Source organism: Shimazuella sp. NTD248 (assembly GCF_059510395.1).
Genome location: NZ_JCAJZT010000002.1, coordinates 78,880 through 91,870 on the forward strand (window position 1 = coordinate 78,880; position 12,991 = coordinate 91,870).

Below are 12,991 nucleotides of genomic sequence, written 5' to 3' on the forward strand. Positions count from 1 at the left end.
AGTGGAGGTTTTTGCACTTAACTGTTTTATAGTTATCCAACAAGTTCTTTTTTCTTAATACCTTGGACAATTTGTTGACCATGTAGTCGTCCATTTTCTATAAATACTTTACTAGTCTCTTTCCCACATATGACAACGCCAGCAACATATAAGTTAGGAACTGTAGTCTCCATGTACTCCGAGTAAATGGGGACTTTGGCATCTGACTCAAACTGAACACCTGCACTTTGTAAAAGAGAAGTATCTGGTTGATAACCTGTCATTGCAAAAACAAACTCGGTAGGTATTTTTCTCCTATTACCTTGATGACGAACAATAACAGTATCATCTTGTATCTCTTCCACTTCGGTATCCCAAAACATTTTTACTCGTCCATTTTTGATAACTGCTTCAATCAACGGTTTTACCCATGGTTTTACACTCGATTGAAAAGAAGACCGCCGATAGATCATCGTTACATTTGCTCGGACATAAGACAACTCCAAAGCTGTATCAACTGCTGAGTTTTTTCCACCTATCACCACCACATCTCTTCCAGCATATGGATGAGCTTCTCGGAAATAATGATGGACATGAGGTGAATTTTCCCCAGGAACATTTAATAAATTTGGTTTTCCATAATATCCTGTCGCAACGATCAAGTACTTAGAATGGAAAATTTGCTTTTTTCCACGATAAGTAGACCAGATCTCAAAATGATGAGGATTAACATAAATATGCTCCACTGGTTGATATTGATGAATACGCAATCCAAAATGTTCCACCAATCTCCGATAGTATGTTAAACCTTCTATTCGCGTAGGCTTTTCGTGAATGGTAGGGAAAGGTACATTGCCAATTTCAATCTTATCTGGAGAACTAAAAAAAGTCATCCCAAGTGGAAAGTGATAGATCGAATTCGTTATACACCCTTTTTCCAAGATCAATGGATTAAATCCAGCTTTTTTTAACTCGATTGCAGTTGATAACCCACATGGCCCTGCACCAATAATAATTACATCTTCCATTTTGTCATCCTCTTACGCGAAAAACACCCAAGTGGGTGCTTTTCATTTTTCTTCTATTATATGTTTAAACCCACCCGCGGAACCGGGAAGCTTCAGCCATTTTCCTTACACCAACGATATAAGCTGCTAAACGCATATCTATACCACGAGACTCCGCTGCTTGGTAAACATTTGCAAATGCTTTAACCATAATTTCTTCCAGTCTGGACTGGACTTCTTCATCTGACCAATAGTACCCCTGATTATTTTGTACCCATTCAAAGTAAGAAACAGTAACTCCTCCAGCACTTGCAATTACATCTGGAACGAGCAGTATTCCTCGTTCCGTTAAGATACGTGTACCTTCTAATGTAGTTGGACCGTTTGCAGCTTCCACCACGATGCTTGCTTTAATATTAGCTGCGTTGCGAGCTGTAATTTGGTTTTCAACAGCTGCGGGTACCAAAATATCACAATCTAATTCTAATAAATCTTGGTTAGAAATCGTATCTTTAAATAGCTTTGTAACTGTTCCGAATGAATCCCTACGCTCCAATAAATAATCAATATCCAATCCATCTGGATCATGAAGCGCTCCATAAGCATCCGAGATCCCAACGACTTTTGCGCCAGCATCATGCATAAACTTAGCAAGGAAACTACCCGCATTACCAAAACCTTGAATGACAACTCGAGCGCCTTTGATATCAATGTTTCGTTTTTTTGCTGCTTCGTTAATCATGATAGTCACACCTGCTGCTGTAGCAGTTTCACGTCCACGTGACCCACCTAAAACCAAAGGCTTTCCTGTAATAAATCCTGGAGAATCGAATTCACGGATACGACTATATTCATCTACCATCCATGCCATTATTTGGGAGTTGGTAAAAACATCAGGTGCTGGAATATCTTTGGTTGGTCCCACGATTTGACTGATCGCTCGAACATAACCACGAGATAAACGCTCTAACTCTCCAAAAGACATGTTTCGTGGGTCACAGACAATACCGCCTTTCCCACCGCCATAAGGCAAGTCCACAATACCTGCTTTTAAGCTCATCCAAATGGATAATGCTTTTACTTCTGATTCTGTTACATCTGGATGGAAACGAACACCACCTTTGGTTGGTCCAACTGCATCGTTATGTTGAGCACGGTATCCTGTAAATACTTTCACTTTTCCATCGTCCATACGAACCGGAATTCGGACAGTCAATATACGCATTGGTTCCTTTAGCAGATCATACACCGCCTCTGGATATCCTAGTTTATCCAATGCATTTTTTACAACTGTTTGTGTAGAAACTAGTACATCTAGATTTTCTTCTTGACCTTTCGCTATTGTTTGTCCCATCCTAACCACCTCGAAATGTTATCGAACTTATTCCATCACGTGAACAGTATACACCACTTCTTTAGCAGGAAAAAGCCTGTAAAAAAAGAAGAAATAATATATAAAAAATTACGATTGACACACCCTTTTCACCTTACTACAAATGCAAAGTAAAAATCAATGTAATTCCATAAAAAAACGCGCTCGAAGCGCGTAATAATTCTCTATATCATTAACCAAAATAGTGGATAATCTCTTTAATCGCATTCTCTTTCCATATTTCTTTACCGTACTCCATTAAAAAAACATCTGTTGCTGTTGAAGGCTCTCCAAATTCCAATAAAATTGCAATAACACCTTCTAAGCGTGAAGTTGGGATATCGTCTGAGAATAAAAGATAATAAGAATCTTTATAGCTATATACTTGACCCGCTTGTTTCACTAACGGTTCTAGACGGAGAGCGGCTTGAACCAAGTATTCGAAGTCGCTAAACCGGAAAGCGATACGATCACTCTCTTCCATCGTTACCTCTAGCTCATAAACATCGCTGCCATCATAGTCATCATTTTCTGATTTAGGAACTCGTCCTCGTGTTACGACAACAACCATCCCTTGCGCTGGTAAGGCAAATACCTCTACGGCTAAAGGCCCAGCAATCTCAAAGCCTAATTCTTGGTAGGCATGCTCCATCATATCATTAAATAGTTCATGCACCTTGGGGATATCACGCCACATATCCTCTTTCTCAATTCCTCGATCCATTAAATCATCCAAAGTTAAAAAGAAACGGACCTTATCCCCACCTAGACGTTCGACACGCATGGCTCTTACCCTCCCTCGCTGGAGACCTTTACATGGTATTGTATGTGTTAGGAGAATAATTTGTTCCTTCTCCAAGTCTCCATTTCTTTCTACTATTATGATACATGAACGTCCCTAAAAATGCTATAAAAGGATAACTTACTTCTCTTTATTTAATTGCTCTTTCCGGAGTAAAAGTATGTCTCTATATTCACTCCATTCCCTCCATTGGTAAATCGCAAACAAAAAAAAGAAGAGAGTTGTATGTGTAGGAAGAAACAGGAAGAGTATACCCAAAATACATACATAAAATAGAAGAACAAAGGTTTTTTGTAGAGAGGAGTTCATCAGTATCATATAATTTATCAATTTGTATATATTTTGGGTGGAAAGGAACAACGCTACAATCAATCCACATACAGATAAATAATATGGTACACTGATGTAAGCCCAGAAATTATCTTGATTAGGGAAATAATATAACGCCACGCAAGTAGCAATACTCACTATCCAAATTGTTTTACTCATCACCATCCCTCCCTCTTCACTATATGATAGAAGTATGGGTTCAATGTTTGCCTCATTCTTACGAATTACCTTTTCTTTCTTTATTGATTTACTCTCTATGTGTACTTGCACATTCCTTGTTGCAATATGCACTGAATCATTCTACAATGGTGTATGAAGTTCTTAGGCTACATACTTGGAAGGAGATCTCAATCATGCGTACTTGGGTAGATAAGGACACATGTATTGCATGTGGTGCTTGCGGAGCAACTGCACCAGATGTTTATGACTATGACGAAGATGGAATTGCATATGTAACATTAGATGATAATACAGGTACAGCCGATGTACCAGAAGACCTACATGACGATGTTCGTGATGCACAAGAAGGATGTCCTACTGACTCCATCAAAGTCGAAGAATAAAAAGGGGCCAACACGCCTCTTTTTTATTTTGTGGAAATTTCTCTCTGTAACGTTTAAAATGTTGCTTGTACATATTTAAGGAGGTTTCATAATGTCCCAAGAAATTATTGTAGATGCCTTTATTGAAATTCCAACTGGCAGTCAAAACAAATATGAATACGATAAAGAAAAAGGTGTTTTCCGTTTAGATCGTGTTCTTTTTTCGCCTATGCATTATCCAACTGAATATGGATACCTAGATGGAACATTGGCAGAAGATGGAGATCCATTAGACATTCTAGTTCTCACCAGTTTTCCGACTTTTCCTGGATGTGTTATTTCCAGTCGTGTAATTGGTGTGTTGGTAATGTCTGATGACAAAGGCCAAGATGAAAAACTGCTAGCCGTACCAACAGACGATCCACGTTTTGCAAATGTAAAAAGCTTAGATGATGTCGCCCCGCATATTTTGGATGAGATCTCTCACTTTTTCCAAGTCTACAAAGATCTGGAGAAAAAAGAAACACATATCGAAGGTTGGAAAGATGCAGCATTTGCCTCTAATCTTTACCAAGCATGTCTATCTCGTCACCAAGAAACAAAGTAGAAACTCCCCGTCATGGGGAGTTTTTTCATTTACATACTTCTTTTCGATAAATATGAAAAATAGATACAAAAAAGAAGCTACAACTGTTGATAGCTCCTTTCTTCTATATACTAGATAACGATCAGACGCCAGTCATCTGGCTTACTTTTTCGTTTCTCTTGGGTCGCAATTACCATCTGCTCTAATACCGCAGGAGAAGATAGCTCTGTTTTTTGTACCATCCGACTCGCAATCAGTACATTTTCCATAGCTAATGTAATAGCTGTTTCTGATTCATTTTTTGGCGAAAAATAATGGGTCTGTTTGGTTAATTTTTCTCTTAAGCACATCAAAAGCAATTCCAATACACTTTTCACTTGACCTTGAGCGCATACATCTGCGAGCCATCCAACTTGTACTTCCAATAGAGCAGAGTCGTTCCCAGTAACAAAATCATGACACCAGTTATTCAACTTACCCAACAAATCCTTTAATTCTAAGGGCGAAAGTTCATTTAATTCCGCTTTGTATTTTAGAGAAGCAAGCAATTGTGCATCTGTAGATGCAAATCCTGCCTCAAGATATTGCTCCATTTGGTTTTGCAGAGAAGGAGGAGAAAATCGAACCCATTGACATCTTGATTGGATAGTAGGCAAAATACGTTCTTTTTTATCCGTAATGAGAATCGCAACCATCGGAGAGATGGGTTCTTCTAAAAATTTGAGTAATGAATTTGCTGTTTCTAATCGCATTTTCTCAGCAGATTCAATAATAAGAATTCGTGTAATATGGTTGGATGCTCGATATCGAAAAGTTGCTTGTACTGCTCTAACTTGATCTATTTTAATATAAGCACCATCTGGTTGAATTGTAATCACATCTGGATGATTTCCATGTTCAATTTGAATGCAAGTTGGACAAGAATCACATGCATCGATATCTTTTTTCTCACAATTTAACGCTTTAGCAAGTTGAATAGCCATTCTTATAGGTTCATCCATATCTAAAGCTGTAAATAAGTAGGCATGTGCTAACCGATTCTGCCTGATCGATGACTGAAGCCATCTGACGACACACTCTTGTCCTACCATATCTTTCATTGCCAAATCTACCGCCTCCAACAACACAGTACTTCTATCTTCATGCAAAATAAAAAAACTTGCAAGTGCTAGATAGGTTATAAACCTCAACCACTAAAGTTTCTGTTTAAATATGCAGACAAGACGTTAAACTACCTAACAAGTTCTAGGATGTAAAACTCAGAAAAATAAACTGGTTCAATCTATAAACTTCTCACTAGCTTCCATATAATACAATAAGAATGAAAGACAATTTCAAGAGAAAAGGTGAGCAACATTGAAACTGAATCATCTCAATCTGACAGTTACAGACGTCTTGGCTGCACGTAAGTTTTTAGAAACTTATTTTGGTTTAACATGCACAGCAACCCGTGGAAATGGATTTGCCTTAATGTACGACGAAGATGAATTTGTACTAACATTGATGTATGGAAAAGAAGTGAATTATCCAAAAACCTTCCATATTGGATTCCCGCAAAAGAGCAGAGAGCAAGTAGATGAAATAAATAAACAGTTGAAAGAAGATGGATTTGACGTACAGCCACCTGCCCAATCACATGGCTATACTTTTTATGTAAAAGCTCCTGGAGGATTTACAGTCGAAGTAGTTCATTAGTTTAAATTTCCTTGATTTTAGGAACAGTAAATTTTCGGCAAGACGAGTTAAAAAGTAAAGCTCCAAATCAAAGATTGGAGCTTTACCTAATTCACCAATGATGCTATTTTTTCACAACAAGTTCTAGTGCCACAGGGATATTAGCATCGACCTTTTCACCAGTTAAAACTTTTTTCACTGTTTCGATCGCGGTTTCCCCCATAACATCTGGCTTTTGAGCAATCGTCGCAGATAATTCGCCTTTGTTCACTGCTGCTTTCGCTTCATCAGTACCATCAAAACCGATAACTTTCACATTTGTGAGACCAGCAGATTTTAAAGCTTCTAGTGCTCCTAAAGCCATTTCATCATTTTGTGCAAATACACCTTGGATGTTCTTGTTTCCTTGGATGATATTTTCCATAACAGAGAGTCCTTTGGAACGATCAAAATCTGCGGATTGTTTAGAGACTACTTTTAACTTCCCATCAATCACTTTATGGAAACCTTGTCCACGCTCACGTGCAGCAGATGAACCAGGTACACCTTCCAACTCAACAATGTTTGCTCCATTACCAACTAGCTGAAGTAAATGTTTTCCAGCCATTTCTCCTCCAGATACATTGTCAGACGCGATATGAGAAACTACTTTTCCCCCATTTGCAGAGCGATCCAATGTAATAACAGGAATATTTGCATTGTTAGCCGATTGAACTGCGGAAACTACAGCATCAGAGTCGACTGGGTTAATTAACAAAAAGTCTACGTTTTTTTGAATCAAATCTTCTACATCACTCGCTTGTTTTGCTGAATTATTTTGCGCATCTACTGTAATTAATTTATATCCCAACTCTTTTGCTTTCTTTTCAGTTGCATTTTTTAAAGTAACGAAGAATGGATTGTTCATGGTAGAAATAGAAAGTCCAATTGTTTTTGCAGATTTCTTATCACTTGTCTTTTCTTGTCCTGCTGGTTGCATCGAACAACCAACTAAAAGCAACATTCCAACAAGGACCAGTGTAAATATTTTTTTCATTTTATATCTGATCTCCTTTATGATTTTTTTCGATCAATGAGTACTGCTAACAAAATGACAAATCCTTTTACCACAAGTTGATAAAATGGAGAGACATTCAATAAATTTAGTCCATTATTCAATACTCCAATAATCAATGCACCAATTAACGTTCCCCAGATGGAGCCTTTCCCACCAGAAAGACTGGTACCACCCAACACTACTGCTGCAATTGCATCTAATTCGTACGAAGTGCCGGCATTTGGATCAGCTGAATTCAAGCGAGAAATTAAGATAACCCCTGCTAATGCAGAAAGTGCTCCGGAAATCGAATAAATGACTACTTTGATGCGATCGACTTTGATGCCAGCTAAAATCGAAGCTTCTTCATTACCACCGATGGCATAGGTCTGTCGGCCAAAAACCGTTTTCTTTAATACAAAAAGCAAAAACAGGAAAACCACTAACATAGTCACAACTGGGATCGGAATACCAAATAAATAACCTTTCCCAAACAATTGAAAGGACAGATCATTACCCATCCCCGTAATAGGACTACCATCTGTATACACCAGGGTGAATCCTCGGAAAATAGTTAGCGTGGCGAGAGTTGCAATAAAAGGAGCTACTTTTCCTTTGGTAATCATAAAACCATTAAATGCACCCATTATTGCTCCAGCCACAATTCCTATTAGTAATGCGGGATAGAAACTTACTCCTTTTGCTATCAATTGGGCTACCACAGCACTCGATAGCGCCAACATAGAGCCAACAGATAAATCAATGCCACCTGTTAAGATAACAAAAGTCATTCCAAAAGCTATCAATGCATTGATAGAAACTTGCCGTAAAACATTCAACAAATTATTGATCGTTAAAAAATCAACACTTAAAGCGCTTACAATTAGGATAATGAGCACTAAACCAATCATGGAACCTAATTGCTTCCATCCAGTCCCTAGTCTTTCTCGAATTGCAGTCACGATTTATTTCCCTCCTGTTGCTAGATTCATGATCTTCTCCCCTGTAGCATCTTGTTTGTCCACAAATCCACCAACTCTTCCTTCAGTTATGACCATGATACGATCACTAATACCTAAGACCTCTGGTAAATCTGAAGAAACAACAATGATCGCTACACCTTGATCAGCCAACTCTTGCATGAGAGAATAAATCTCTTTTTTTGCTCCTACATCCACACCTCTTGTCGGTTCATCAAGTATAAGACAATCCGGCCTAAGTCCAAGCCATTTCGCAAGAACTACTTTTTGTTGGTTTCCACCGCTTAAAGATTTGACTTGTTGCGTTTCATTCGTGGTTTTAACGTTTAATTTTTTTATCATCTTATGAACAAAACTTTTTTCTTTTTGCTTGGATATAACGAATAATGATTGAAATTGTTTCAAAATTGGTAGAACCATATTCTCTTGAATCGAAAAATCTATTATTAAACCTTCAGATTTTCGATCCTCTGTTATAAAACCTAAGCCATATCGTATGGCGTCTGATGGTTTTCGAATGGACACTCGATCCCCATTTATCCATATCTCCCCTGAATGGACTGATTCATAGCCAAAAATAGCTTTCATGATCTCGGTTCTACCTGCGCCCATTAAACCAGATACACCTAAAATCTCTCCTTTTTTTACATGAAAAGAGATATTTTCAAATGCACCTTTTCTTGTCAGATCTTTGACTTCTAAAAACACATCTGATTGCTTATGGCCAGATCGTATAGGATATCGTTCTCCAATACTTCGCCCTACCATCAAATAAACTACTTCATCAAATGTTGTTTCTTTTACTTGTTTAGTCGCGATATATTGTCCATCACGTAATATCGTTATTTTGTCACATACTTCAAATATCTCTTCCATCCGATGAGAGATATACACAAAAGACACACCTTGACTTTTGAGTTTTTCAATCAGGGAAAAAAGTATTTGGATTTCACGATCCGTTAAAGCAGCTGTAGGCTCGTCCATGATGATAACCTGTGCTTGGAGTCTTAATGCTTTTGCAATTTCGATCATCTGCTGTTGTCCTACAGAAAGCGAACCTGCAAGCTTTGAAGCTTTAACAGATAAACCAAGACTGGCTAAATACTCTTCTGTTTTCTGTTCCATCTGTTTGGTTTTTAAAATTCCCGTGTGACCTATCTTTTCTTCATGTCCTAGAAATAAGTTTTCGGCAACAGTTAAATTCGGGAAAATATTCAGCTCTTGATGAATAAAAGCAATTCCTTTTTCTTCTGCTTCCTTCGCATTTTTAAATTTGGTTTCCCTACCATCAATTAAAACTTGTCCTTCATCCTGGGTGTATACACCAGTCAAGATTTTCATCAACGTTGATTTTCCGGCACCATTTTCACCCATAAGAGCATGTACTTCACCAGACTCTAAAGCAAAATCAACCCTATTAAGCACTTGATTCTTAGCAAAAGACTTCGATATATTTTTTAATTGAATTCGCATAAAACCTCCTCCCTTCTTAAAAGATCACTCCTGCATGCAAAATAACGTTTGCATATGGGGTATTTTCACCTGTTCGGATGATAGCCTTCGCTTCGTAACATGCTTTTTTAAATTGCTCATGTGAAACAAATGATTTGCCCTGATCAGAAAAAATAGACTCTACCTGTTGAAATAAATTCGGATTATGCTGCTTTATTTCGGAAGCAAGCGTTACTTTTTCTACTTCTAATTCTCTTAAAACAACATGTAAAACTTCGATAAATGTAGGTTTTCCTAGATCAACAGCCAAATCAATCCTTTTTACATGTTCAGGAATTGGTAAGCCGCTATCTGCTATTACAATGGTATCGGTATGCCCCATTCGTGCCAATACAGTAGATATCTCACTATTGATGACGCCTATTTTTTTCATCGATCTCACCTTGAACTTGAATTAATTGTTCTAATGTGGGCATTCCTGTTTGTGCACCTAACCTACCCACTGATAATCCTGCTGCTAAGTTGGCAAACGCAATCGCTTCTTTCAATTTGTATCCCTTTGTTAGGCCAATAGCGAATGCGGCATTAAAGGTGTCTCCAGCCCCAGTGGTATCCACTACCTTAACTTTTCTTGCTGGAACATGGATCAACTGCTCTCCATCATGAAACCGAACACCATTTTCACCTTCGGTTACGATTAATTTATTTGGGTATTTTTTCAGCACTTCTTCTAATTCTTCATCAGGAAAAAGTATCTTTGCTTCATGTTCGTTAGGAGTAAGATAAGTTACTTTATCCACCATATCCTTCGGCAAAGCTTGTGCAGGAGCCGGATTTAACAAAACAGGAGTTTGTAATTCTTGGCAAAGGTCGATTGCATATGTTACTGTCGTGAGTGGAATTTCCAGTTGAAGAATCACGATAGAAGCATCTTCTATCCATTTTCGAATTGATTGTATGATCTCCACAGACACCATTGCATTTGCCGCAGGGATAACAATAATGGTATTATCACTTTCTGCAACTGTGATATGAGCAGTACCTGTACTCACATCTGACAGAACTTGAATGTTCGTTGTATTTATCCCTTCCTTTTTCAAGTTCTGAAGCATGGATGCTCCAAACGAATCATCTCCTACTGCACCAACCATGTGTACATCTGCTCCTAACCGAGCAGCAGCAACTGCTTGATTGGCTCCCTTCCCTCCAGGAATAGTAAGAAATTTTTCTCCAAAAATAGTTTCGCCTGGATGAGCACGTCGAGAAGCGATCACAACTAGATCCATATTAATACTGCCGATTATCACTATGTTGCTCATCCATTTGACTCCTTTCGAGTTGTATCACGTTCTATCCATTCTACTGGCAAACAACTGACCATCGGATCACAAGTTTTCGTTTCAATCCATTGCAATAATATTTTGGTTGCTTTTTCACCTAGTTGATAGATCGGTTGTGCGACTGTGGAAATAGATGGATAGAATAACTGTCCAAACAAAATTCCATCATAACCCATGATTTGTAATTTTTCTGGTACAGCAATCCCTCGACGCAAAGCAGTTTTTAAAACAGATACTGCAATAACATCATTTGCTGCAAATATTCCATCTGTTTCTGGAAAACGATCAAACAGGTCATTGATTAACCGCTCGTCAGTTCTTGGTTGAAAGGAGCTCTCCAATATGTGATAGGAAACACTTTCTTTTTTTACTATATCCAAAAATCCCTGATACCTTGCTTCAGCAGAATCTAAATACTTTGGACCTCGAATATGAACCAAATGTTTGGATCCTTTTTGCAGCAATATCCGAGCTGCAAGTTGTCCCCCTTGGTAATGATCAGCATGAATAAAAGGAATCTTTGCATGAATGGGACGGTCTAATGCCACAATGGGAAAATCTTGTTGTAGATTAGAATGAGTTACTTTTTCATTGGTAATCATAATGCACCCATCTGCTTGCCGTTGCTGTAATACTTCAATATAATGCTTTTCCTTCTCTAAAATCTCATCGGTATTACAAAGGACAACGGTGTATCCATAATGATGTGCAGTGTCTTCTATCGCCCTAGCCAATTCTGTAAAAAAAGGGTTTGTAATATCTGGAATGATCAGCCCAATAAGTTTTGAATTCTTTTTATATAGTGTTCGTGCTATTTCATTTGGACGATAATGTAATTGGGATATTGCTGCTTCTACACTTTGTTTCGTAGATTCATGGACATAACCATTTTTGTTTATCACTCGTGATACAGTGGCAACAGAAACCCCGGCTAACTTCGCCACATCACGAATAGTAGCCAAATCCTTCACACCTCCCCTTCCGTATGTAACCGGTTACATGAAACCGGTTACATACACTATATCTTCGTGTATTTTTTTAGTCAAGTATATTTTTAATATCAAAGGAAAAATATTTCCGTATTATTATTACCAGTGGGAAGGATAGTAAATTTTTATGGATTTATTTTTGATGTTTTTATATTTACATTTTATTTCCTTAGGTTTTATGTCTTTCCAACGTATCTAAACACAAACACAAAGCATTTTCTGATTGATCTGAACGTTTCTCTATCATATAATAAATTTGGAATGTGTTACCCATACTTTCTGGTGACTTCTTGGAGTAAGCGTGATCTTTTTGGACGCGTCACACGGGAAGGAAACAAATGATGTTTTGAAAACAAATCGTTTCCCCGTTACGGTTACGGATACGTCCTTTTAGCTAACATATAGTGTTGGTTAAAAAAACGTATTCGCATCGGTAACAGGATACGATCAAGCTTACCAGTAACTGCGACCAGTGATCGCTGAAACGCAGAATGACCATGTATGGTTGTCTTAACCATTCTATGTAATTTGCTTTGTTTTATTTTGCTTTTTACCAGATAGTTCTACTATCTGGTTTTTTGTGTTTTCGCAAGTCGAAAAAAGCTGCTTTCATCCATAAATACTAAAAAAGCGAACATTATCACTATAACTCACAATAAACGTTCTTTATTACGGACCCATTTTTCACAAAAGTGCATTGACATGCTTTTCTTATTCGTGTTAAAGTAAGCACAACTTCATACGAAAGCGATGAAAGAGCCAAATGAGGAAAGAGGAATTAAAGAGAGCCGGTGGTTGGTGTAAATCGGCATTCCTAACCTGATGGAGCACTCTGGAGTGATTTGCTGAAAGAATATAGTAGGCAAATACGGTAGATCCGTTACCTCTAAGTCAACTGACTT

Annotated in this window: 13 protein-coding genes and 1 other annotated feature (1 of these 14 cut by a window edge); of the genes, 3 read left to right on the plus strand and 10 right to left on the minus strand. The window is 37.9% G+C overall.

Annotated elements, in window-relative coordinates:
- Nucleotides 1-32: 32 nt before the first annotated feature.
- From AC5WOE_RS04975 to AC5WOE_RS04985, 3 genes are all read right to left on the minus strand, one after another.
- A complete protein-coding gene (locus tag AC5WOE_RS04975) occupies nucleotides 33-1,007 on the minus strand; it encodes a YpdA family putative bacillithiol disulfide reductase (RefSeq protein WP_496049800.1) in 975 nt (324 codons plus the stop codon).
- A 64-nt stretch (nucleotides 1,008-1,071) separates the two neighbouring features.
- Nucleotides 1,072-2,340: a Glu/Leu/Phe/Val family dehydrogenase gene (locus AC5WOE_RS04980; RefSeq protein ID WP_496049799.1), complete on the minus strand. Its 1,269-nt coding sequence runs from the start codon at nucleotides 2,338-2,340 to the stop codon at nucleotides 1,072-1,074.
- A 211-nt stretch (nucleotides 2,341-2,551) separates the two neighbouring features.
- Nucleotides 2,552-3,142, minus strand: coding sequence for a genetic competence negative regulator (locus AC5WOE_RS04985; protein WP_496049798.1), 591 nt, complete (start codon nucleotides 3,140-3,142; stop codon nucleotides 2,552-2,554).
- Between the two features lie 701 nt (nucleotides 3,143-3,843).
- Between AC5WOE_RS04985 and AC5WOE_RS04990 the strand changes: the two genes are divergently transcribed.
- Both AC5WOE_RS04990 and AC5WOE_RS04995 read left to right on the plus strand, forming a co-directional pair.
- A complete protein-coding gene (locus tag AC5WOE_RS04990) occupies nucleotides 3,844-4,053 on the plus strand; it encodes a ferredoxin (protein ID WP_240874188.1) in 210 nt (69 codons plus the stop codon).
- Nucleotides 4,054-4,141: 88 nt separating this feature from the next.
- Nucleotides 4,142-4,639, plus strand: coding sequence for an inorganic diphosphatase (locus AC5WOE_RS04995; protein WP_496049967.1), 498 nt, complete (start codon nucleotides 4,142-4,144; stop codon nucleotides 4,637-4,639).
- A 110-nt stretch (nucleotides 4,640-4,749) separates the two neighbouring features.
- Here the strand turns inward: AC5WOE_RS04995 and AC5WOE_RS05000 are convergent, their stop codons facing one another.
- Nucleotides 4,750-5,718: a DNA polymerase III delta subunit-related protein gene (locus tag AC5WOE_RS05000; protein WP_496049966.1), complete on the minus strand. Its 969-nt coding sequence runs from the start codon at nucleotides 5,716-5,718 to the stop codon at nucleotides 4,750-4,752.
- Nucleotides 5,719-5,974: 256 nt separating this feature from the next.
- On the opposite strand from AC5WOE_RS05000, the gene AC5WOE_RS05005 reads away from it, so the two are divergent.
- A complete protein-coding gene (locus tag AC5WOE_RS05005; RefSeq protein WP_496049797.1) occupies nucleotides 5,975-6,313 on the plus strand; it encodes a VOC family protein in 339 nt (112 codons plus the stop codon).
- Between the two features lie 103 nt (nucleotides 6,314-6,416).
- Here the strand turns inward: AC5WOE_RS05005 and rbsB are convergent, their stop codons facing one another.
- From rbsB to AC5WOE_RS05035, 6 genes are read right to left on the minus strand one after another with little or no spacing between them, the layout of a single operon-like run.
- On the minus strand, nucleotides 6,417-7,328 hold the full coding sequence (gene rbsB, locus AC5WOE_RS05010) for a ribose ABC transporter substrate-binding protein RbsB (RefSeq protein WP_496052062.1): 912 nt from the start codon (nucleotides 7,326-7,328) through the stop codon (nucleotides 6,417-6,419).
- 17 nt (nucleotides 7,329-7,345) lie between these two features.
- The gene (locus tag AC5WOE_RS05015) at nucleotides 7,346-8,239 is read right to left on the minus strand and encodes an ABC transporter permease subunit (protein WP_496052235.1); all 894 of its coding nucleotides are present in this window, start codon (nucleotides 8,237-8,239) and stop codon (nucleotides 7,346-7,348) included.
- 54 nt (nucleotides 8,240-8,293) lie between these two features.
- The gene (locus AC5WOE_RS05020) at nucleotides 8,294-9,781 is read right to left on the minus strand and encodes a sugar ABC transporter ATP-binding protein (RefSeq protein ID WP_496052063.1); all 1,488 of its coding nucleotides are present in this window, start codon (nucleotides 9,779-9,781) and stop codon (nucleotides 8,294-8,296) included.
- Between the two features lie 16 nt (nucleotides 9,782-9,797).
- On the minus strand, nucleotides 9,798-10,193 hold the full coding sequence (gene rbsD, locus AC5WOE_RS05025) for a D-ribose pyranase (protein WP_496049794.1): 396 nt from the start codon (nucleotides 10,191-10,193) through the stop codon (nucleotides 9,798-9,800).
- Nucleotides 10,168-11,079, minus strand: coding sequence for a ribokinase (gene rbsK, locus AC5WOE_RS05030; protein WP_496052064.1), 912 nt, complete (start codon nucleotides 11,077-11,079; stop codon nucleotides 10,168-10,170). The genes rbsD and rbsK overlap by 26 nt, the downstream gene beginning before the upstream one ends.
- Nucleotides 11,076-12,062 carry a LacI family DNA-binding transcriptional regulator gene (locus AC5WOE_RS05035; protein WP_496049792.1) on the minus strand — a complete coding sequence of 329 codons (987 nt, stop codon included), beginning with the start codon at nucleotides 12,060-12,062 and terminating at the stop codon, nucleotides 11,076-11,078. Before AC5WOE_RS05035 ends, rbsK begins: the two co-directional genes overlap by 4 nt.
- Before the next feature lie 768 nt (nucleotides 12,063-12,830).
- Nucleotides 12,831-12,991 (plus strand) — a binding site (T-box leader) (it continues 65 nt past the right edge of the window).